This is a genomic window from Parazoarcus sp. PS-13 R2A, assembly GCF_057621855.1.
On sequence record NZ_JBYEXN010000003.1, the window covers coordinates 135,394 to 157,064 of the forward strand.

Sequence of the window (21,671 nt, forward strand, 5' to 3'; positions counted from 1 at the left end):
GCGGGCAGGGTGCGAATTCGAAAGCACGTAGCGGAGTGCCGGCTCGGGTTGGCCTTGCTAGGATGAGTCTGTCGAAAGGATTCATTCAGGAGCGCACAACATGATGTCCCAAGCCCGCGAACTGCGCGCCGGTCGCACGCTTGCCGATCCGCGCTGGGCTGCAGTGGTGGCGCGTGATCCCGGTGCCGATGGCCGCTTCGTGTATTCGGTGAGCACGACCGGCATCTTCTGCAGACCGTCGTGTGGCGCACGCACGGCGCGGCCGGAGAACGTCGATTTTCATGACAACGCGGCCGCCGCCATCGCTGCCGGGTTCAGGCCATGCAAGCGTTGCCGTCCGGATCAGGCACCTCAGTCCCGCCTGCATGCGGATATGGTTGCCGACCTGTGTCGCATGATCGACGCCGCCGACAGCCCGCCAAAGCTGGCTGATCTCGCAGATCACGCGGGTCTGAGCGCGTCCCATTTGCTGCGGGTGTTCAAGTCGGTGACAGGGTTGACGCCGGCCGGCTATGCCGCAGGCCGTCGCGCGCAGCGGGTGCAGGCAAGGCTGCGCGCATGTTCGAGCGTGACCGAAGCCTTGTTCGACGCCGGTTTCAATGCCAGCAGCCGCTTCTACGAGAATGCCGATGCCTTGATCGGCATGACCCCCACGGCATTTCGTGCAGGCGGAGTCGATACCGAGATCCGTTTCGCAATCGGTGAGTGTGCGCTTGGCGCCATCCTCGTTGCCGCCAGCCGACGCGGCGTGTGCGCCATCCTGATGGGCGATGACGCGGCAGTGCTGGCGCGCGACCTGCAGGACCTGTTTCCGCAGGCTGAACTGATCGGCGACGACCCGGGCTTCGATCGCCTGGTCGCAAGGGTGATCGCTTTCGTGGAGGCGCCGCGTCTTGGTCTGGACCTGCCGCTGGATGTTCGCGGCACGGCATTTCAGCAGCGGGTGTGGCAGACACTGCGGGAGATTCCCGCAGGCACGACGCTGAGCTATGCCGAGCTTGCCGAGCGCGTCGGTACGCCCCGTGGTGCGCGCGCGGTGGCGGGGGCGTGTGCCGCCAACGTGCTCGCGGTGGCGATTCCGTGCCACCGCATCGTGCGTACTGATGGCAGCCTGTCGGGCTACCGCTGGGGGGTGGAGCGAAAGCGGACACTGCTTGCGCGCGAGGCGGCGGGCGAATGAGGCGGATGGGGCGTGACGAACGGAGGAAAGGCGGGTTCGCGCGGAGGGCGCGGAGAGCTTTAAGGGTGCGGTCTGGAGGGTGGTGTGCTGAATTGCGAGCTTGATCTGCCGGTGGGGTTTCGTGCTGGTGATGTGCTTGCGCTTCATTTGCGCGATTCGCTGCAGGTGGCGGAGCAGGTGCAGGGGAACTGTTTGCGCAAGGGGCTGGCATGGTCGGGGCGGGCGGCTTGCCTGGAGATTGTCTTCACGGGCGGAAGGGCCGCGGCGCGGCTGGATGTCGATGGACCGCTCTCGCCGTCAGACGGTTTGCTGCTGACGGGCATGGTGAGGCGCATGCTCGGGCTGACGCAGGCGGTCGAGGACTTCGAGCAAAGATGGCGCGCACATCCGCAGGTCGGCAGGCTTATCGCGGACCATCCGGGCTTGCGCGTACCGTTGGCGGCGACACCTTTCGAGGCGCTGAGCTGGGCCGTCACCGGGCAGCAGATCAGCGTCGCCGCCGCGCTGACGATTCGCCGGCGACTGATCGAAGCGGTCGGGCTTCGTCACTCGAGTGGTCTGTATTGTTATCCCGATGCGGCAGGCGTGCAGGCGCTGGGCGAGCCTGGATTGCGCGCGGCGGGTTTTTCCCGGGCCAAGGCGCTGACCCTGCTCACGCTGAGCGGGCTGCTTGTCAGCGGCGATCTGTCACTCGATGCGTGGGTGGAGAAGCCGCCAATCGACGACATTCAGGCCTGCCTGCTGCGCATCCGCGGCATCGGGCCGTGGACCATCAACTACGCGCTGTTGCGCGGTTTCGGCTGGCTTGATGGTTCGCTGCATGGCGATGTTGCCGTGCGTCGTGGTCTGCAGCACCTGCTGGAAAGCCCGGTCCCTGTTTCGCCCGCCGAAACGGAACGCTTCCTGGCCGAATTCTCGCCCTGGCGCGCGCTGGTGGCAGCACACCTGTGGGCGCTGGATACGGCTGTTTCGCGAGCATCGGGCGGGGCGCCGAAGCTCGGGTGATGGTCGGTCCGGCTGTCGCGCAGCCGCCAGGCCCGCTGCGCACGTTTCATGCAGCGCCAGAGGGGTCCGGTACTTCGGTGGAGCCTTGCAGCAGGCGTTCGAGGCGCTCGATACGATGGCGGTGCGGTGTCGTGATGGCGTAAAAGCGCTCCTGCAGCTGCGTGGACTGGCCCACGCTCACCAGGCTGCCCGCGTGTATTTCGTCCTGCACCACCACCTCGGGCAGCACGGTCAGCCAGTTGCTGTCCCGTGCGATCAGGCGGAGCATGGCCATGTCGTCGACTTCGGCCCGCAGCCGTGGCTGCACCCCGGCAGACATGCACATGGCGTCGAACTGCGCGCGCAGGGCGTGTCGTGGTCCGGGCAACGCAAGGTCCACACCATCGAGGTCATCCGGAACGCGCAAGCTGCGGCCCTTCCAGATGCTTGCGGGCCCGACCAGCGAGATCGCCTGACTGCCCAGGAAACGGCAGTGCAAGGGGCGGTCCGCATCTGTGGGCACGGTTTCGTTGGCCAGCACCACGTCGAGCTGATGCTGCACCAGGCGCTCGAGCAGGCCCTCCAGCAAACCCGACTCGAGGGTCAGCACCACCGAGGAATCAGCCAGCAGCGGCCGAATCCAGTTCTCCTGATAGTTGCGCGACATGGTGGCGACGCTGCCCACGCGCAGCCGGATCACGCCCTCGCTGCGGCCTTGCAGGCGCCCGAGCATTTCCTGGCTCAGCCCGAATATCGACTCCGCATAGTAGAGCACCAGCTGGCCCGTATCCGTCAGCACCAGGCGTCGCCCCTCGCGTTCGAACAGGGCCTCACCCAGACGGTCTTCCAGCTGCCTGATCTGCGCCGAAAGTGCCGACTGCGAGGTGTGCAACTCCTGCGCGGCACGTGTCAGGTGGCCCATGCGGGCGACGCGCCAGAAGTAGAACAGGTGGTGAAAGTTCAGCTGCTCCAGATTAACCATTCACTTTTCGATATCAATTAGTTCTGATTAATGTGTTTTACGGAATTGATTGATGATAGCACCATGGCGCCGGTTCAATTTGAGGTTGCCCGTCATGGATCTATCGAGCTTCTTGCTCCCGGCCAGCGCTTTGGCGCCTGCTGCCCTGATGTTGATCGCCGCGATGCTGCCCCGCGCCGGCAGCGCACGCGAGGCCTCGCTGTGGAAGCGTTTCAGCCTTCTCTCCGGCGCTGCGCTGCTGTGCGCGCTGGCGAGCCTGGGCCTGCACCAGGTCTTGGTGCCACCGTCCCCGGGTGCGAGTTCAATGCAATGGCTGCCCTGGCTGGCGGTCGGTTCGCTGGGTGCCGTTCTGGCGGTGCTGGTGCAGTTTCTGGGTACGGTCATCGCAGTATTCTCGTCGCGCTACCTGCAGGGCGAGGCAGGGCAGGCGCGCTATGTCACCGCGCTTGCAGGGGTGCTGGCCGCCGTCCATCTGCTGCTGCTTGCGGAGCACTGGCTGGTGTTGATCGCAGCCTGGGCGCTGGTGGGCGTGGCGTTGCAGCACCTGCTCTGCTTCTACCCGGATCGCCCGTTCGCCTTGCTGGCCGCGCACAAGAAGCGGATTGCCGACCGCCTGGCCGACGCACTGCTGATCTGCGCTGCGGCGCTTGCATGGTGGGCAGTGGGCAGCGGATCGCTGTCCGATCTCCGGCAACACCTGGCGCAGGACGGCGTGTCGCTCCCGCTGCAGTTGAGCGCAGTGGGTCTGGTGCTGGCGGTGATCCTGCGCACTGCGCTGCTGCCTGTGCATGGCTGGCTGATCCAGGTCATGGAAGCGCCGACGCCGGTTTCCGCGCTGCTGCATGCCGGCGTGGTCAACCTCGGCGGCTTCGTGCTCATCCGCTTCGCGCCCTTGCTCGAGGCGGTACCTGCAGCACGCTGGCTGCTGGTCGCGTTCGGGCTTGGCACTGCACTGCTTGCAGGCCTGGTGATGCTGACCCGCATCAGCATCAAGGTCCGGCTGGCGTGGTCCACCGTGGCGCAGATGGGCTTCATGGTGCTCGAATGTGGTCTCGGCCTCTACACGCTTGCCGCGCTGCATCTTGTCGGTCACTCGCTGTACAAGGCGCATGCCTTTCTGTCGGCATCCACGGTGGTGCACACCAACAAGTTGCAGATGATGCGCGGCAGTGCTGCGTCTTCGGTGCGGAGTCTGGTGGCGGCACCGCTGCTGGCGGCTGCGCTTGTCGGCCTGATTCAGGCGCTCGCCCCCGCTGCGGGCTGGCCATGGTGGTGGAGCGGCGTGCTGGCGCTGGCGTGGTCGCCGCTGCTGTGGTCGCCCGCCCGGCATGACGGCGAGGCCGGTCGGGCGTGGTGGTCGCTTGTCGCGGGCTTGAGCATGGTGTCGGGGCTCACGATGGCAGCGCTTGTGGCACATGCCCTGCCGTTCGGCCTGACGGACGCACCGCTCCATGCTGCCGGACTTGTCGCCCTGGCAGGCATGGCGCTGATGTATCTCTGCCTCGTCACCCTGCAGCTTCATCCGCAATGGCTGGCCGTGTGGCGGCGCTGGAGCTACGCCGGCTTCTATGTGGACGAGCTCTACACCCGCCTGGCCTTGCGCCTGTGGCCAACGCGCTGGACCGCTGGAACCGCAGCGTCTGATGGCCACGCGATGGCTGGCGCAGTGGCCGTCGCAGCCCCCAGGTAATCAGATTTCAGGAGGATTTCATGGACACAGTGACCCTTGTACGCGCCTCGTCCCGGCTTGAGGATGACGCAGCGCTGCACACACGTATCGAAGCTGCGTGCGAGCAGGCGTGCCAGACCACCGCCCCGGCCTGGCCGCTCGATCGCGCAATTGCCGTCAATCCGCACTGGTCGCGGATCGGCAGACCCGTTCGGCAGGTCGCGGCGCGCATGGCGGTGCTGGGTGGCATCCAGGTGTTCCCGTCGCGCAGCTATCTGCAGCAAGCCTGGGAGGCGGGGCGCATCACCCGCCCGGACCTTGCCCATGCGCTGTCCTCAATGTCTGCTGCTCAGGCCGCCGCGCTCACCGAGCGGCAATGTGTCGATGCCTTGCACACTGCGCCTGGCTTGCCTGCCTTGCCCCTGTTGATCGATGTGCTGGACGACGATCCGGAGCGCCATGCCCGGCTGTCGTGGCGGCAGGCGATCACGCATCAGGTCAGTCAGACCTGTGCCGCCTATTTCGACGAGCATCAGGCGGACTGGCAGCCCGAGCGCGATCAGGGGCTGTATGCCTTCTGGCGGGAGACCCTGATCCACGATCATGGCATCGGCGTGCTGATGGGGCTGCCCGATCTCGAACGTTCGTTCAGCGCGCTGCCCGCCACGCGGGAGGACGCCGAGCGCTGGGTTCTGCAGCGACTGGGACTGCCGGAGCCGGTATGGCCCGACTACCTCGAAGCCATCCTGCTCACGGTCAATGGCTGGGCGTCGTGGTGTGCCTATCGTGGCTGGCAGGCCAGACTTGCAGGGCAGACGGATTCGCATCTGCGTGACTTGCTCGCGATCCGGCTTGCCTGGGGGGCGATCCTGCTTGAGTGCAAGGACGATGTCGTCACCCGGCAGGCCTTCGCAGCCGTGCAGGGGGCATGGATTCGTGCTGCTGCGCTGCTTGATGAGGCGGAAGACATGCTCGTCGTGGATGAGGTCTGGCAGGTGGCACTCGAAGCGGGTTATCAGCGTCAGCTGGCGCACAAGCTCGGCACAGTCGCCCGCAGCACAGGGCGTGGCGGTGCCGGGCAGCACGTCGAAATCCAGGCCGCCTTCTGTATCGATGTGCGCAGCGAGCCCTTGCGCAGGGCGCTTGAAGCGGTCAGTCCCGCCATCCAGACCATTGGTTTTGCGGGCTTCTTCGGCCTCCCGCTTGCCTATACGCCACTTGCCACGTCGGCACGGCGACCGCAGTTGCCGGGCTTGCTTGCACCGGCCCTCGAGGTGACGGATCGCATCACGGTGGCTGCGTCCGGTCGGGGCGCGGATGAGGATGAACTGAACCACGCGGCGCGCCAGGCCCGGCAGCGCAGCTTTGCCTGGTCGGCACAATGGCGCGCAGGTGGACGCTGGCCCAGTGCGGCGTTCTCATTCGTGGAAGCGGCCGGTGTGGCTTATCTCGGCAAGCTGTCGAACTGGCTGAGGCCTTCCACGGCCGCGCGCAAGCGTGACGATCTGGCCGGCCTGTCCGCGCGTTACCGGCCCCTGTGTCGTCCGGGCCTCACCGGTCTGGACATCGACGCCAAGGTGGCGCTGTCGTCGCGTGTGCTGCATGCCATGGGGCTGGATCGCGATCTCGCGCCGCTGGTGCTGCTGGTCGGGCATGGCAGTCAGAGTGCCAACAATGCCCACGCCGCCGCGCTGGATTGCGGCGCCTGCTGCGGTCAGACGGGTGAAGTGAATGCCCGCGTGCTGGCGCAACTGCTCAATGAGCCGGCCGTACGTGCAGGCTTGAAGGCAGGCGGAGTCTTCATTCCCGAGCACACCGTGTTTGTCGCCGCCCTGCACAACACGACGACCGATGAAATCGAAGGCTTTGATCTCGATCTGCTGCCGGCATCGAAGCTTGCGCGCTGGGACGAACTGCAGAGGACCGTCTTCGCCCAGGCTTGCGATCAGGTCAGGCGCGAGCGTGCCGTGCGACTCGGACTGGATCCGCGTGCCGGGGGCGAGCACCTTCTGACACAACTGCGTCGCCGTGCCAACGATGGCGCCCAGACCCGGCCCGAGTGGGGGCTGGCGGGCAATGCGGCGTTCATCATCGCGCCGCGTCATCGCAGCCACGGATTGGCGCTGGATGGACGCAGCTTTCTGCATGACTACGATGCCGGGCACGACCCGGATGGCAGCGTGCTTGAGTTGCTGATGACCGCGCCGATGCTGGTGACGCACTGGATCAACTGGCAATACCACGCCTCGACCTGCGATCCAGGTCGATTGGGTAGCGGCAACAAGTTGCTGCACAACGTGGTGGGTGGGCACATCGGGGTGTTTGAGGGCAACGGCGGCGATCTGCGTATCGGGCTGTCAAAGCAGTCCTTGCACGATGGTGCGGGCTGGGTGCACGAGCCGCTGCGTCTGACGGTGGTCATCGACGCGCCGCAGCGGGCGATCGAGCATGTGATCGCGCAGCACGACGTGGTCCGCCAGCTCCTCGACAATGGCTGGCTGCACCTGTGGCGCTTCGATGACGCACAGCTGCTGCGTTACGCCGGTGGAAGCTGGCTGGCGCTGGGGCTGGACGAGGCCTGATCGACGCCGGAAGCCATATCGCAGGCGCAGGGAACGACGCGCAAAGAAAAAGCCGCGTGGGTACGCGGCTTTTCGGATCCTTGCGGAATCGTCCGGTTTTCAGGACGGTGCCGGTCGCCCGGCATCCGCGTCAGACGTTGAACAGGAAGTTCAGGACGTCGCCATCCTTGACCACGTAGTCCTTGCCTTCGGCGCGCATCTTGCCCGCTTCCTTGGCCCCCGACTCGCCCTTGTAGGTGATGAAGTCGTCGAAGGAGATGGTCTGGGCGCGGATGAAACCACGCTCGAAATCGGTGTGGATCACGCCGGCTGCCTGCGGTGCGGTGTCGCCGACGTGGATGGTCCAGGCGCGCACTTCCTTCACCCCGGCGGTGAAGTAGGTCTGCAGGCCGAGGAGCGTGTATCCGGCGCGGATGAGGCGGTCGAGGCCGGGCTCTTCGAGGCCCATGGACTCGAGGAAGTCCTTCTTGTCGGCGTCGTCGAGGTCGGCGATCTCGGCTTCGATGGAGGCGCACAGCGCGACCACCTGGGCACCTTCTGCCGCGGCATGGGCGCGGACGGCGTCGAGCTGCGCGTTGTTCTCGAAGCCGTCTTCGGCGACGTTGGCGGCGTACAGCACCGGCTTCTGGGTGATCAGGCAGAACTGCCTGATCAGGGCGAGCTCTTCCTTGGCGAGGTCGAGGGCACGCACCGGCTTGGCCTGATCGAGCTGGGCGATGCACTTCTCGAGCACCGCAACCAGCGCCTTTGCTTCCTTGTCGCCGGCAGCGGCGGGGCGCTTGTAGCGGTTGAGGGCCTTGTCCACCGTCGCCATGTCGGCGAGCGCGAGTTCGGTGTCGATGACTTCGATGTCACGGATCGGATCGACGCTGCCGGAAACGTGGATCACGTTATCGTCGGCGAAGCAGCGCACGACGTGGACGATGGCATCGGTCTCGCGGATGTTGGCGAGAAACTGGTTGCCCAGGCCTTCACCCTTGGATGCACCTGCAACCAGACCGGCGATGTCGACGAATTCGACGATGGCGGGCTGGATCTTCTGCGGCTTGACGATCTCCGACAGGGCGTCGAGGCGCGGGTCCGGCACTTCAACGATGCCGACGTTGGGCTCGATGGTACAGAAGGGATAGTTGGCCGCTTCGATACCCGCCTTGGTGAGGGCGTTGAACAGGGTCGACTTGCCGACGTTGGGCAGGCCGACGATTCCGCATTTCAGGCTCATGACTGGGTTTCGTCCTTGGAGTTGTCTGGCGCACCGCGCGTGTCTGCGACGGGCCTGGGGGCCTTCGGTGGCTTGGGTGGTTTGGGCGGAGCGGGGCGCGCATTGAGGCGCTGGGTCGCTGCCGTCCAGTCGCCACGGGCCAGAATGGGCCAGGCGAGGAGGGCGCGATCGATGGCTTCGTCGATCAGCGTCTGCTCTTCGCGCCGGGCGGGCTTGAGCACGTAGTTGACCACTTCGTTGCGATCGCCCGGATGGCCGATACCGATTCGCAGTCGCCAGTAGTCGTTGGTATTGAGGTGGGCAGAGGTGTCCTTCAGTCCGTTGTGACCGCCGAGTCCGCCGCCGAACTTCAGTCGCAACTGGCCGGGCGGAACATCGAGCTCGTCATGCACCAGCAGGATCTCTGCCGGTTCGATACGGTAGAACCGTGCCAGTGCGCCGATGGCCTGACCTGAGCGGTTCATGAAGGTCTGGGGCATCAGCAACATGATGCCGGCGTCGCGCGCATTGGCGACCAGCCCGTGAAAACGTGATTCATGCGAGAAGCGTGCGCCAAGCTGATCAGCGAGCCGCTCACAAAACCAAAACCCGGCGTTGTGCCGGGTTTCGGAATATTCGGTGCCGGGATTGCCGAGACCGACAACCAGACGGGGAGGGCGTGCTGCCGCAGTCGTCATCGTCGTTCAGTCCCGGAAAGCCCGTTTGGCAGCAGCCGCAATCACTCTGCGGCTTCTTCGCCTTCTTCACCTTCAGCCTGGGCGGAAACGCTGCCACGCGGCGTCTGGGCGCTGGCCACAACCGGGTCGCCTTCGCCGTGATGCACGGTGCTCACGCCTTCCGGCAGCACGACCTGGGAAACGTGGATCGACTCGCCCGGCTCGAGAGCGGACAGATCAACCGTGATGAATTCCGGCAGGTTGGAGGGCAGGCACTCGACGTCGAGTTCGGTCAGCACGTGAGCCACGATGCAGCCGCCGGTCTTGACCGCCGGGCACTCGTCGCCGTTGATGAAGTGCAGCGGCACCTTCAGGTGGATGGTTTCGCCGGCCTTGACGCGCTGGAAGTCGATGTGCATGACTTGCGGCTTGTAGGCGTGCCACTGCGTGTCACGCAGCAGGACGGTTTCCTTGGCGCCATCGATGTTGATGGACAGCACGGAAGCGTGGAAGGCTTCTTTCTTGAGCAGGTGGAACAGCTCGTTGTGATCCAGCAGGATCGGCTGAGCTGCAGCTTCGCCACCATAGACGATGCCGGGCAGTTGGCCTTCGCGACGCAGGCGGCGGCTCGCACTCGATCCCTGCAGTTCGCGCTTTACAGCCTTGAATTCGATTTGCATGTGTACTACTCCAGTTGATGAAGTCTCTGCCCGCGACCAGGCAGAGATGAAAAGGCCCGCAGCAAGCCGCGGGCCGAAAGGGTTATTCCATGAACAGCGAGGAAACCGATTCCTCGTTGCTGATGCGCAGCATGGTGTCGGCCAGCAGCGAGGCCACCGAGACCTGGCGGATGCGGTTGCTGGCCTTGGCATCCTCGCGCAGCGGAATGGTGTCGGTGACAACCAGTTCGTCGAGTTCGGATTCGTTGATACGTGCAACCGCAGCACCCGACAGCACGGCGTGCGTGCAGTAGGAAAGCACGCGCTTGGCACCGTTGGCCTTGAGCGCGCTGGCCGCCTTGCACAGCGTACCGGCGGTGTCGACGATGTCGTCCATGATCACGCAGGTGCGGCCTTCGACTTCACCGATGATGTTCATGACCTCGGAAACGTTGGCCTTGGGGCGACGCTTGTCGATGATCGCGAGATCGCACTCGAGACGCTTGGCGAATGCACGTGCGCGCACCACGCCGCCGACGTCGGGCGAGACCACCATCAGGTCTTCGTATTTCTGCTTGTCGAGATCGGCGAGCAGCACCGGTGCGGCGTAGACGTTGTCGACCGCGATGTCGAAGAAGCCCTGGATCTGGTCAGCGTGCAGGTCCATGGTCAGCAGACGCTGGACACCGACGGCCTGCAGCATGTTGGCCACGACCTTGGCGGTGATCGCCACCCGGGCCGAGCGCGGACGACGATCCTGACGGGCATAGCCGAAATAGGGGATTGCTGCGGTGATGCGGCCGGCCGATGCGCGCTTGAGCGCGTCGACAAGGACCAGCATTTCCATCAGGTTCTCGTTGGTGGGTGCGCAGGTAGGCTGGAGGATGAACACATCCTTGCCACGCACGTTTTCGAGCAACTCCACATTGACTTCGCCGTCGGAGAAGCGGCCTACCGTGGCCGAACCGAGGGAAATGCCCAGCCGCCGAACCACATCTGCTGCGAGTTTGGGGTTGGCGTTGCCAGTGAAGACCATCAGGCTGCCGTAGGGCATGACCGAATCTCCGATGCCGATAGAATGAAACTGTCTTCAAAAACGACTCGGGCAGGCCAGAGGCCTGCCCGTCGTAATATGGCTGGGGAAGAAGGATTCGAACCTTCGAATGCCGGAATCAAAATCCGGTGCCTTGACCAACTTGGCGACTCCCCAATTGAAACCTGATCACCCGCCGAGGCGACTCATGGGATGCTGTGCCAGGCTAATTGCCTTCCAGGCCTGCCAGCGTGTCGGACATTGATCGACGATACGTTGAGCCTGAGCTTCCGAATCGACTGCCGCATACACACAGGCACCTGAGCCAGTCATCCTTGCCGGTGCAAATTGCGCCAGCCAGTCGATTGCCTCAGCCACTTCCGGGTACTTTCTGCACGCTACTGCTTGCAGGTCGTTCCGTGCATGGCTTGCTGTTAAGTCCGCTATTTTGATGGGGACGCTATCTCTCGTCAAGTCCTTCGATGAAAAAATTTCTGCTGTCGATATTCCGACACCTGGCGACACCACAACGTAGCAGGCGGGATCGAGATGCAACGGCTGGAATTTCTCGCCGACGCCCTCGGCAAACGCGTCCCGGCCATAGATGAAGAAGGGTACGTCGGCCCCGAGCGTCAGTCCGAGCGCCTGCAGCTGTTCCGCGCTGAGGCCGGTGCGCCACAGGTGGTTGAGCGCCATCAGTGTCGTGGCTGCATCCGAACTTCCACCGCCGAGTCCGCCACCCATCGGCAAGACCTTGTGCACGGTGATGTCAGCGCCGGCGCTGCAGTGTGTCGACTGCTGCAGCAGGCGCGCGGCGCGGATCACGATGTCCTCCTCTTCGGGCACGCCCGGCAGGTCGGACAGGCGGCGGATCTGGCCGTCCTCGCGCACGCTGAAATCGAGGGTGTCGCCCCAGTCGAGCAAGCGGAATGCGGTTTGCAGCAGGTGGTAGCCGTCGGCCCTGCGACCGGTGACATGCAGGAAGAGGTTGAGCTTGGCCGGGGCGAGGCAGCCCCTGAGCTGCGGGGCGGGCGGGTTTGCAGGGTGGGTCAGGGTTGCAGAGTCCATCGGTCGATCACAAGTCGGACGCGGGCGTCGCCACGCGATATTTCAAGGCGGCGCGGCAGGGCATCTGCCGCGGGATTGAGGTATTCGGTGTAGTCGATGCGCCAGCCCTGATCGATGACCAGACTTGGCCGGCCGACCTCGTCGAGGCTGCGGACCTCGGCGTCCGGTTGCGGGCTGGCCTGAATCCAGCCGGGAAGGCGCTGCAGGGGAAGGTCGACGCCGATGAGCGCAGGAAGCAGTTCGGATGCGCTGGCGGCGCGCTGACGCCTGCCGTCGGCGAGCATCAGTTCGGCCCCTGCTGCGTTGCTGTCGAGGCGCGCGACGATCTGTCCCAGCGGACTGTACGCGGTCCATTGGTCGGCGGACTGGGCGTGGCGCCACTCGATCTGACCGTTGGCTGCGCGCTCGCCGTCGGTGGCGGACAGGCGACCATCGAGCTCGAAGTACGGGCTGGCGGTGCGAACCACCGCGACGCTTCCCGGCACGGTTTGCAGCGGTGCGCAGGCTGCGAGCAGGGCGGTGACGAAGGTGGTCGCGAGAAGCCTGCGGCGCACGTGCCTGGCTGCCCTCACGGTTTGCGCAGGCGCAGGGCGGTGCTGCGCAGGGCTTCGTTGTCAGGGTGTTCGGCAAGGGCTTCGTCGAGCAGCGTTTCGGCCTCGGCGCGGCGGTCTAGCGTCCACAGGACCTCGCTCAGATGTGCTGCAATCTCAGGGTCGGGGCGCATCGAGTAGGCGCGCTGGAGGTGCTCGAGCGCGGCCTCGTTGTCGCCAAGGCGGAAGCTGACCCAGCCCAGGCTGTCGAGGATGAAGGCATCGTCCGGTGCAAGCTCGTGTGCACTGGCAATCAGCCGCTCCGCCTCTTCCAGGCGAATGCCGCGGTCGGCAAGCGAGTAGCCGAGCGCGTTCTTCGCGTGTGCGTGATCAGGCGTCAGCGCAATGACCTTGCGCAGACGTCCTTCCATGACCTCGAGGCGGTCCAGGCGCTCGGCGAGCATGGCAGACTCGTAGAGCAGATCGGCGTCGTCGGGCGCTTGCAGCAAGGCGTCGTCGATGACGTCGAAAGCGTCCTCCGTGCGCCCGGCTTCGCGCAGCATCTGCGCCTCGGCAAGGCGGAAGCGCCTGCTCAGGTTTGCGTCCTCCGTCGGTGTCTGCAGCAGGCTGCGCGCTTCATTGATCTGGCCTTCGCGCGCCAGGCTGTGTGCGCTGCGGATACGGGCTTCGGCGTAATGCGCGCCGGGGCCGACGGATTCGAACCACTTGCGCGCGGCCGCGCCGTCTTCGCGTTGTTCGGCGACCTGTCCGAGATGGATCCGGATGGCGTCCGCTTCGGGATGGCCGGCCTCCAGTGCCTGTTTCAGCAGCGGCTCGGCCGCGCTGGGGTCGTCAAGCTGCAGCGACAGCAGTGCAACCGCGTACAGCAGGTCGCGATCGCCCGGTGCGCTCTCCTGCAGCGTCCGGAACTCGGTGCGCGCGGTTTCGAACTGCTTGGCGGCAATCAGGCTGCGCGCGTAGCCCAGACGGAGGTTGCGGTTGTTGGGCTGGCGCGTGATCGCCTCCTGCAGCAGGTGGCTTGCCTCGGTATGCGCGCCGGTCTGCATCAGGAGCTGGGCCTTGAACAGCAGGCCGGTCTCCCAGTCCGGGCGCAGAAGCAGCGAGGCGTTGATCGCCGTCAGCGACTCCATCGGGCTGCCGGCAATCGCAGCGGCCTGCGCGCGGGCGAAATGCGCCTCCGGGTGGTCGAGGTAGGGCTCGGTGAGGCGAATGACCATCGACTGGGCGGCCTGTTTGTCCTCCAGTCGCGACAAGGCCCGGTTCAGTCCCATGAGGTTGGCGTCGAGATTCGCAGGCGCCTGGGCGAGCGCGCGGGCGAGCTGGATCTGCACGTCTTCCATGCGGCCGCCGTGCGTACTGACGACGCCTGCGAGCAGGCGCTTGGCCTCTTCCGAGTCGGGGTCGGCTTCGCTCCAGATTCGCGCGGCCTCGGCGGCCATGTCGGCGTTGCGCGCAAACAGCGCCACCTCGGCTGCCCGGCGCGCGATGCGCGGGTCGCGTGTGTCGCGTGCGATTTCGAGGTAGAGCTGCGCAGCCAGACCGATCTGCCCGCGGGCGCCAGCGATTTCCGCCAGCAGGAAACGGTAAAGCGTCTGCGGGGTGAGTTCCTGTGCGGGCAGTGTGCTTGCAGCTGGCGCTTCCTGTGCAAGGGCAAAGGCGCCCGGCGACAGACCCAGCAAGAGGGCGGTGCCGAGGTGTGCTAGGCGGCGGGCAATGGTGCGATTCATAAGGCGGTCCGGCTGGTTCCGTGGGCTCGGCTGGCGGGCTTTGCAGGTTCGGGGCGCTGCACGGGGTGCAGGGCTGCGATGCAGGTACTATGGCTTGGAGGGCTGTTCTAGAATTCGGTTCGCCTCATGGTAGGCACTTTGCACCTGCGCCGGCAAGTTGCCTGCGCTTCAGCCCACTTTTCCGGATTGCCGATGCCCGAGTTGCCCGAAGTCGAAACCACCTGTCGCGGCGTTCGCCCGCATGTCGAAGGGCGCGTGCTGACGGGGCTTGCGGTGCGGAATCCGCGCTTGCGCCAGCCTGTTCCGCCAGCCCTTGCCGAGGAGGTGTGCGGACGCGGCCTGGTGCGCGTATGGCGCCGGGCAAAGTATCTGGTGTTCGATTTCGGCAATGGCAGCGTGATCGTGCATCTTGGCATGTCGGGCAGCCTGAGGGTGATCGATCCCGACGAGCCCGCCGGTGTCCATGACCATGTGGATTTCGTGTTCGGCGATCGCGCCTTGCGTCTGCGCGATCCGCGCCGTTTCGGTCTGGTGGTGTGGCAGCAGGGCGCAGCCGAGATGCATCCGCTGCTCGCCTCGCTCGGGCCGGAGCCGCTGGGCGACGCCTTCGACGGCGAGTGCCTGTATCGGCTGAGTCGCGGTCTGCGTGCGCCGGTAAAGCACGTGCTGATGGACAGCCATCGCGTCGTCGGGGTGGGTAATATCTACGCGTCCGAAAGCCTGTTCCGCGCCCGCATTCATCCGCTGGAGCAGGCGGGACGCATCGGGCTGGCACGTTACCAGCGCCTCGCGGAGGCGGTGCGGGCGACCCTGAGCGCCGCAATCGAGGCCGGAGGCAGTACCCTGCGTGACTTCGTCGGTGGCGACGGCCAGCCCGGCTACTTTCAGCAGCAGTACTTCGTCTACGGACGCGACGGCGAGTCGTGCCGGGTCTGCAGTACGCCGGTCGAGCGGCTTGTGAGCGGGCAGCGGGCGAGTTTTTTCTGCCCGCAGTGCCAGCGGCGGGGGCGCTGAGCCCGTGGCGGCCTGGCAGACGAGGGGACGAAGGAATGGCACGCCGGTGCGATCGGCGCTATGCTCACGGAGTGAGCGTCATGCGCGCTCAAAGTATTGGCAGAACAGGTGAATTGATCATGACTCTGGCAGAACAGTTTTCCGCCTACAGCCGCTGGCGCGGCGCGGCCATGGAATCGGTGGCGCGTTTGCGCAGCTGGTTGACGCGCAACGATGTTGGCGATGCACAGGCCGACCTCCGCCTGCAGTACGTGATTGAGCGCCTGCGCGAGGACAAGCTGACGATCGCATTTGTCGCCGAGTTTTCGCGTGGCAAGTCCGAGCTGATCAACGCCATCTTCTTCTCCGATTTCGGAGACCGCATTCTTCCGTCCAGCGCCGGCCGCACCACCATGTGCCCGACCGAGCTGCAATGGACTGCCGGGGCGACGCCTGAGTTGCGGCTGCTGCCGATTGCGACCCGGGTGTTGCAGGCGCAGGTCAGCGAACTCAAGCTCAAGGCCGATGAATGGACCGTGGTGCCGCTCACGGCGGGTTCCGCCAAGGAGCTGCAGGGCGCGCTGGCGCGCGTCGGCGAGGTGCACCGGGTAAGCCAGGACGAGGCCGAGCGCCTCGGATTCAAGGTGGACCCACGGGGCGATGACGGTCTGAAGCCCGGCAACGATGGCCTGGTGGAAGTGCCGAGCTGGCGCCATGCGGTGATCCAGTTTCCCCACCCCTTGCTCGAGCAGGGGCTGGTGGTGCTTGATACGCCGGGTCTGAATGCCATTGGTGCCGAGCCCGAACTGACCCTGTCACTGCTGCCCAATGCGCATGCGGTGCTGTTCATCCTGGCCGCCGATACCGGTGTGACCCAGAGCGATCTCGCGGTATGGCGTGAGTACGTCAGCGTCGGTCAGGGGCGGCAGCGCGGGCGCATGGTCGTGCTCAACAAGATCGACGGCCTGTGGGACGGACTGCGCGATGACGCCCGGATCGAGGCTGAGATCACGCGCCAGGTTCAGACCGTTGCCGACACGCTGGACGTGGAGCCGCAGGCGGTTTTCCCCGTCTCTGCGCAAAAGGGACTGGTTGCGCGGGTCAATGGGGATGCGTCGCTGCTGGCACGCAGTCGCCTGCCGGAACTCGAGCGCGCGCTGACGGAAGACCTGCTGCCGACCAAGCAGGAAATCGTGCGCGAAAACACGCTCGGCGAAACCTCCGACCTGGTGCGCCAGACCACGGCGCTGCTGGATGCGCGGCTCTATGGCGTGCGCGAGCAGTTGCAGGAGCTCACCGATCTGCGCGGCAAGAACCAGAACGTCATCGAATACATGATGCGCAAGATCCGGGTCGAAAAGGAGGAGTTCGAGCAGGGTTTGCAGAAATACTATGCGGTGCGCTCGGTGTTCTCGAATCTGACCAATAACCTGCTCACGCACCTGGGTCTCGATGCATTGCGCAACGAGACCCGCCGCACGCGCGAGGCCATGCTCGAGTCGAGCTTCACCCGCGGCCTGCGTGATGCGATGGAAGGTTTCTTCGCCCATCTGCGCGGCAATCTGAGCCAGTCCACCTCGGAGATTGCCGAGATCACCCGCATGCTCGACAGCATGTACAAGCGTTTCAGTGTCGAGCATGGTCTGCAGCTGACCTCGCCCGAGGCGTTTTCGACGCAGCGCTACGAGGCGGAACTCGACCGTCTGGAAAAGGCGTTCAACCGTCAGATCAACACCACGCTGACGCTGGTGACCACCGAAAAGCACACCCTGACGCAGAAGTTTTTCGAGACGGTTGCGGTTCAGGCGCGTCGCACCTTCGAAGTTGCAAACCGGGATGTCGAGCAATGGCTGCGTGCGGTGATGTCACCGCTCGAGACCCAGGTGCGCGAGTATCAACTGCAACTCAAGCGTCGCCTGGAAAGCGTGAAGCGAATCCATCAGGCCACGGATACGCTGGAAGACCGGGTGGACGAACTCAAGCAGGCCGAGGCCGGCTTGCTGGTGCTGCTGGGAGAGCTGGCGGCAATCGAGGCTGACATCATGCGCGCCCTGGGCGCGCAGCCGGCAGCAGAGGCGGAGCAGCAAGCCCGGGTCGCCTGAGCGACGAGCCGAGCAGACAAAAAAGGGGCGAACGCAATGTTCGCCCCTTTGTGTTTTCAGCCGGGTTGGGGCTGATCAGCTCTTCGCGGTCAGCTTGACGAATTTCTCCATCAACTGTTCCTTGGTCTCGACGTTGTTCGGATCGAGCGGGATACAGTCGACCGGACAGACTTGCTGGCACTGCGGTTCGTCGAAGTGGCCTACGCACTCGGTGCACTTGTTGGGGTCGATCTCGTAGATTTCGTCACCCTGGTAGATCGCGCCGTTGGGGCATTCGGGTTCGCAGACGTCGCAGTTGATGCATTCGTCGGTAATGATGAGAGACATGTGGATTGCTTCCTTGCTATCGCTTTAAATTCACTTTGTGCTGCAACTGCGCAAGCACGCTTGCCTGCACGAACTTGCTAACGTCCCCGCCCAGGCGGGCAATCTCGCGCACCATGGTGGCAGAGATGAACATGTATTCCTCGGCGGGCGTCAGGAATACCGTTTCGACGTCCGGATAGAGCTTGCGGTTCATCCCGGCCATCTGAAACTCGTACTCGAAGTCGGAAACCGCACGCAGGCCACGCAATACGACCCGGGCGCGCTGAGTGCGAACGAAGTCCATCAGCAGTCCGCTGAAACCCGTGACCCGAACATTCGGAAAAGGGCTCAGCACCTCCTGCGCAATGGCCACGCGTTCATCCAGACTGAAGATCGGGCCTTTGCCCGGGCTCGCAGCCACCGCTACCACGACTTCCTCGAACAACAGCGCTGCACGTCGTACGATATCTTCGTGTCCCCGCGTGAACGGGTCGAAGGTTCCTGGGTATAGCGCCACCACATCCTTCATTTCTGCGTTCCCTGCATGAGATGGAAATGAACCTGTCCGGCGTGACCCTGTTTGACTGTCTGCCATCCGCCCAGGTGCGTCACCGTCGACTCCGATTCGACATACAGCCATCCATCCGGCTGCATGATTCTGTCGATCAGAGGCGCCACGCGCTCGATCCAGCCCTGCCTGTATGGCGGATCAAGAAACACCACATCGAACTTCCGAGGGGTGGATTGCAGGAATTTTACCGCATCGCCGCGAATGATCTCTACCTGCGACGCTCGTAGGGTTTCTGCAGCCTGCTTCAACGCACCAAAAGCACGGGGGTCGTACTCGACCATCGTGACCTTTTCGGCGCCGCGCGAGGCCGCTTCAAACCCGAGAATGCCGGTGCCGGCAAAGAGGTCGAGGCAGTTCAGTCCGTCGAGATCCTGTCCCAGCCAGTTGAACAGCGTCTCACGCACACGATCGGGTGTGGGGCGCAGTCCGGGCACGCGGGCCACGTCGAGCAGGCGGGAGCGCCATTCGCCGCCGACAATGCGAACACGACTCATCGGCCCTTGTCACCTGCGTTGCCGGTCGTCTCAACGTCGCCGTCGCCGCCGGCAATGATGGTCACGAGGTGCTCGGGGCGGATGCGGCGCGAGAACGCGTCACGCACCTGTTCGCGGGACACCGCCGCCACCGCACGCGGGTAGCGGTCGAGCCAGTCGAGCGGAAGCTGGTAAAAGCCGATCATGGCGACATAGTCGAGGATCTTGCGATTCGAGTCCAGACGCAGCCCGAATCCATTGACCAGGTTGTCCTTGGCCGCCTGCAGTTCGGCGGCGGTCGGACCTTCGGCGATGAAGGTGTTGAGGGTGTCATTCACCACCTTGAGTGCTTCGGTGGTCTGCGTGCCGCGGGTCTGCAGCCCGATCTCGAACGGTCCCGCGACCTGCTGCGGTGCGAAGTAGCTGTAGACGCTGTAGGCGAAGCCCCGCTTCTCGCGCACCTCACGCGTCAGGCGGGAAACGAAGCCGCCGCCGCCAAGCACGTAGTTGCCGACAAGCAGGGGGAAATAGTCGGCGTCTTCACGCGCCATGCCCGGCTGTCCGATCACGATGTGCGCCTGTGCAGAGGGGTGGGCGATGCGCAGGGTCTGTGCCGCTGGCTGCACCGGCGCAGCCAGGGGGGCTGTGTCGACGCCGGCGGGAAGCCGGTTCGTCAGGCGGACGGCAATTTCTTCGGCGGTGGCACGGTCCACGTCGCCCACGATGCTGACCGAGGCGTACCGGGCGGCGTAGTGGTCGCGGTGAAAGGCGACCAGGTCGTCGCGGCTGATGGCGGCGAGCGATTCGGCCGTGACGTTTCTGCCATAGGGATGGCCCGAGTAGGCGACCTCGTTGAAGCTGCGTGCAGCCAGCGTCCCCGGCTTGGTGAGGGATTCACGCAGGCCGGCGATTGCACGTTCGCGTTCGCGATCGAGGACCGCCGCGGGAAAGGTCGGGTCCGAGACCAGGGTGGCCGCGAGGTCGACAGCGGCGTTGAGCTCCCTGGCTGAAGACAGGCTGCGGATCGACAGGTTGGTGCGATCGTTGTCGGTGCCGCCGCCGATCTGGGCGCCGATGTCCGCGCTGAGGTCGGACACCGCCTGTTCGTCCAGCGTGCCGGCGCCAGCATCGAGCAGGCCCCGGGTGAGTCCTGCGAGGCCGGCCTTGTCTGCCGGTTCGACGGCGCTGCCGGCGGCAAAGTCGATCTGAATGTCCACCAGCGGCAGGGCCCGGCTCTCGACGAACTGGACGCGGGCGCCGGTGCTGGCCGTCCATTGCTGGATGTCCGGTCCGGCCAGCGCCGTATTGCCGAAAAAGAGGAGGCCGGCCGCCAGGGCCAGACTGTTGCGCAGCAGCGATGCGGCTGCCGGGAAAGCGATGCGTGCTGTCATTGAAAGCAGTCTTCCGGAAGGTCAGTGACGGATGGCGGAAAGCGGTGAGCGCGGGGTCTTTTTGCCTACGGGAAGCGGGTCCAGGCGGGCAATGCTCAGGGTGTCGTCGCTGAAGTAACGCTGTGCGACGCTGCGTACCTCGTCGGCCGTGACTTCGCGCAGACCTTCGAGCAGACGCTCATCGTCGCGCCAGGACAGGCCGGCGGCCTCGATATAGCCGATCTCCATCGCCTGCCCCATCAGCGAGTCGCGCTTGTAGACCTTGCTTGCGAGTGCCTGGGTCTTGACCCGGTTGAGCTCGGCCTCGCTGACCCCTTCGTCACGAATTCGCTGAAGCTCGGCGCGCAGCGCGGTTTCAAGGCTCTCCATGCTCTGACCGGCCGCCGGCACGCCGTCGAGGTAGAACAGGGAGGGGCCGCGGCCGGTGCCGTCGTAGCCGGCCCCGGCCGACATCGCGATCCGGCTGTCGCGCACCAGGCGACTGTTGAGACGGGCGCCGTCGTAGCCGTCGAGGATCGCGGCCAGAACCTGCAGGGCATAGGCGTCACGGTCAGCGTCGGGGTTGCGCAGTGCCGGCACCTTCCAGGCCATGGCCAGGTAGGGCAGCTCGGCCGGCGCCTTCACCACCGCGCTGCGCGGCCCCTGCTGTTCGGGTTCGGTGCTGATCCTGCGCTCGGGCAGGGGATTCGCCTTGATCTTGCCGTAGTGCTCGCGCGCCATCTCGAAGACGGACTTGTGGTCGACGTCGCCGACGACGACCAGATAGGCATTGTTGGGGGCGTACCAGCGTCGGTACCAGGTCCTCGCGTCTTCTGCCTTCATCGCCTCGAGGTCGCTCATCCAGCCGATGACCGGACGCCGGTAAGGGTGCGCCTGAAAGGCGGTGGACATCAGCTGTTCGTACACGAGGGCGCGGGGCTGGTCGTCGGTGCGCAGGCGGCGCTCCTCCTGGACCACGGCGCGCTCGCGCGCAAACTCGCCGTCGGTGATGACGAGGTTGCGCATGCGATCCGCTTCGAGCGTCATCATCTGGCCGAGATGCGAAGGCGGTACTTGCTGAAAGTACGCGGTGTAATCCTTGCTGGTGAAGGCGTTGTCACGCCCGCCCACTGCCGCAACGCGCTTGTTGAACTCGCCTGCCTTCAGCGTTTTCGTGCCCTTGAACATCAGGTGTTCGAGCACATGGGCGACGCCGGAGACGCCTTCGGGCTCGTCCATCGATCCGGTGCGATACCACACCATGTGCACGACCGAGGGAGCCCTGCGGTCTTCCTTGACGATCACCTTCATGCCATTGGCGAGCGTGGTCTCGAACGGGTTGGCGTGGGCGCCCAGGCTGAGCAGCAGCGTGGCACCGGCAAGCAGCAAGCGTGGAAAGGTCTGGTGAAACATGGAGATGTCCTGCATCTGATAGAATTCGGGGCGCCATGCTCGCTTCGGCCGAAGCCGGAACGACGCGGAGCCGCATCTTAGTCCTATCCGGATTGCAGCGCCCGCTCAGTGCGATGGCGCCCACCCGAAC

At 65.1% G+C, this 21,671-nt stretch carries 19 protein-coding genes and 1 tRNA gene; 6 read left to right on the forward strand and 14 right to left on the reverse strand.

Annotated elements, in window-relative coordinates:
* Positions 1-100 precede the first annotated feature (100 nt).
* Both ada and AC22G6_RS04480 read left to right on the forward strand, forming a co-directional pair.
* Positions 101-1,180, forward strand: coding sequence for a bifunctional DNA-binding transcriptional regulator/O6-methylguanine-DNA methyltransferase Ada (gene ada / locus AC22G6_RS04475; protein ID WP_487365786.1), 1,080 nt, complete (start codon positions 101-103; stop codon positions 1,178-1,180).
* A gap of 84 nt (positions 1,181-1,264) precedes the next feature.
* The gene (locus AC22G6_RS04480; RefSeq protein ID WP_487365787.1) at positions 1,265-2,185 is read left to right on the forward strand and encodes a DNA-3-methyladenine glycosylase family protein; all 921 of its coding nucleotides are present in this window, start codon (positions 1,265-1,267) and stop codon (positions 2,183-2,185) included.
* 46 nt (positions 2,186-2,231) lie between these two features.
* Here AC22G6_RS04480 and AC22G6_RS04485 read toward each other — a convergent pair whose 3' ends face one another.
* Positions 2,232-3,146, reverse strand: a complete 915-nt coding sequence (locus tag AC22G6_RS04485; protein ID WP_108971288.1) for a LysR family transcriptional regulator — start codon at positions 3,144-3,146, stop codon at positions 2,232-2,234.
* Positions 3,147-3,240: 94 nt separating this feature from the next.
* Between AC22G6_RS04485 and AC22G6_RS04490 the strand changes: the two genes are divergently transcribed.
* A complete protein-coding gene (locus tag AC22G6_RS04490; RefSeq protein WP_487365788.1) occupies positions 3,241-4,836 on the forward strand; it encodes an NADH-quinone oxidoreductase subunit L in 1,596 nt (531 codons plus the stop codon).
* A gap of 20 nt (positions 4,837-4,856) precedes the next feature.
* On the forward strand, positions 4,857-7,397 hold the full coding sequence (locus AC22G6_RS04495; RefSeq protein ID WP_487365789.1) for a YbcC family protein: 2,541 nt from the start codon (positions 4,857-4,859) through the stop codon (positions 7,395-7,397).
* Between the two features lie 130 nt (positions 7,398-7,527).
* On the opposite strand, the gene ychF is transcribed toward AC22G6_RS04495, so the two are convergent.
* From ychF to AC22G6_RS04535, 8 genes are all read right to left on the reverse strand, one after another.
* Positions 7,528-8,619: a redox-regulated ATPase YchF gene (ychF, locus tag AC22G6_RS04500; RefSeq protein ID WP_487365790.1), complete on the reverse strand. Its 1,092-nt coding sequence runs from the start codon at positions 8,617-8,619 to the stop codon at positions 7,528-7,530.
* Complete coding sequence (gene pth / locus AC22G6_RS04505) at positions 8,616-9,296, reverse strand: aminoacyl-tRNA hydrolase (protein ID WP_108971284.1); 681 nt, start codon at positions 9,294-9,296, stop codon at positions 8,616-8,618. The genes ychF and pth overlap by 4 nt, the downstream gene beginning before the upstream one ends.
* Positions 9,297-9,337: 41 nt before the next feature.
* Positions 9,338-9,955: a 50S ribosomal protein L25/general stress protein Ctc gene (locus AC22G6_RS04510; protein ID WP_487365791.1), complete on the reverse strand. Its 618-nt coding sequence runs from the start codon at positions 9,953-9,955 to the stop codon at positions 9,338-9,340.
* Positions 9,956-10,037: 82 nt separating this feature from the next.
* The gene (locus AC22G6_RS04515; protein WP_108949410.1) at positions 10,038-10,988 is read right to left on the reverse strand and encodes a ribose-phosphate pyrophosphokinase; all 951 of its coding nucleotides are present in this window, start codon (positions 10,986-10,988) and stop codon (positions 10,038-10,040) included.
* A 79-nt stretch (positions 10,989-11,067) separates the two neighbouring features.
* A tRNA-Gln gene (locus AC22G6_RS04520) sits at positions 11,068-11,144 on the reverse strand.
* Positions 11,145-11,156: 12 nt separating this feature from the next.
* The gene (gene ispE / locus AC22G6_RS04525) at positions 11,157-12,035 is read right to left on the reverse strand and encodes a 4-(cytidine 5'-diphospho)-2-C-methyl-D-erythritol kinase (RefSeq protein ID WP_487365792.1); all 879 of its coding nucleotides are present in this window, start codon (positions 12,033-12,035) and stop codon (positions 11,157-11,159) included.
* Complete coding sequence (gene lolB, locus AC22G6_RS04530; RefSeq protein ID WP_487365793.1) at positions 12,017-12,589, reverse strand: lipoprotein insertase outer membrane protein LolB; 573 nt, start codon at positions 12,587-12,589, stop codon at positions 12,017-12,019. Before lolB ends, ispE begins: the two co-directional genes overlap by 19 nt.
* A gap of 14 nt (positions 12,590-12,603) precedes the next feature.
* Positions 12,604-14,313, reverse strand: coding sequence for a tetratricopeptide repeat protein (locus AC22G6_RS04535; protein WP_487365794.1), 1,710 nt, complete (start codon positions 14,311-14,313; stop codon positions 12,604-12,606).
* A gap of 192 nt (positions 14,314-14,505) precedes the next feature.
* Between AC22G6_RS04535 and mutM the strand changes: the two genes are divergently transcribed.
* Together mutM and AC22G6_RS04545 are read left to right on the forward strand one after the other, a co-directional pair.
* Positions 14,506-15,327 carry a bifunctional DNA-formamidopyrimidine glycosylase/DNA-(apurinic or apyrimidinic site) lyase gene (mutM, locus tag AC22G6_RS04540; protein WP_487365795.1) on the forward strand — a complete coding sequence of 274 codons (822 nt, stop codon included), beginning with the start codon at positions 14,506-14,508 and terminating at the stop codon, positions 15,325-15,327.
* Between the two features lie 119 nt (positions 15,328-15,446).
* Positions 15,447-17,408, forward strand: coding sequence for a dynamin family protein (locus tag AC22G6_RS04545; protein WP_487365796.1), 1,962 nt, complete (start codon positions 15,447-15,449; stop codon positions 17,406-17,408).
* 75 nt (positions 17,409-17,483) lie between these two features.
* Here the strand turns inward: AC22G6_RS04545 and AC22G6_RS04550 are convergent, their stop codons facing one another.
* From AC22G6_RS04550 to AC22G6_RS04570, 5 genes are read right to left on the reverse strand one after another with little or no spacing between them, the layout of a single operon-like run.
* Positions 17,484-17,735 (reverse strand): YfhL family 4Fe-4S dicluster ferredoxin, encoded by a 252-nt coding sequence (locus AC22G6_RS04550; RefSeq protein ID WP_108949405.1) that lies wholly within the window; start codon positions 17,733-17,735, stop codon positions 17,484-17,486.
* Positions 17,736-17,751: 16 nt separating this feature from the next.
* The gene (gene coaD / locus AC22G6_RS04555) at positions 17,752-18,243 is read right to left on the reverse strand and encodes a pantetheine-phosphate adenylyltransferase (protein ID WP_487365797.1); all 492 of its coding nucleotides are present in this window, start codon (positions 18,241-18,243) and stop codon (positions 17,752-17,754) included.
* Positions 18,240-18,779 carry a 16S rRNA (guanine(966)-N(2))-methyltransferase RsmD gene (gene rsmD / locus AC22G6_RS04560; protein ID WP_108949403.1) on the reverse strand — a complete coding sequence of 180 codons (540 nt, stop codon included), beginning with the start codon at positions 18,777-18,779 and terminating at the stop codon, positions 18,240-18,242. The genes coaD and rsmD overlap by 4 nt, the downstream gene beginning before the upstream one ends.
* A complete protein-coding gene (locus AC22G6_RS04565; protein WP_487365798.1) occupies positions 18,776-20,149 on the reverse strand; it encodes a M16 family metallopeptidase in 1,374 nt (457 codons plus the stop codon). Before AC22G6_RS04565 ends, rsmD begins: the two co-directional genes overlap by 4 nt.
* Before the next feature lie 21 nt (positions 20,150-20,170).
* Positions 20,171-21,541: a M16 family metallopeptidase gene (locus tag AC22G6_RS04570; protein ID WP_487365799.1), complete on the reverse strand. Its 1,371-nt coding sequence runs from the start codon at positions 21,539-21,541 to the stop codon at positions 20,171-20,173.
* Positions 21,542-21,671: the final 130 nt, after the last annotated feature.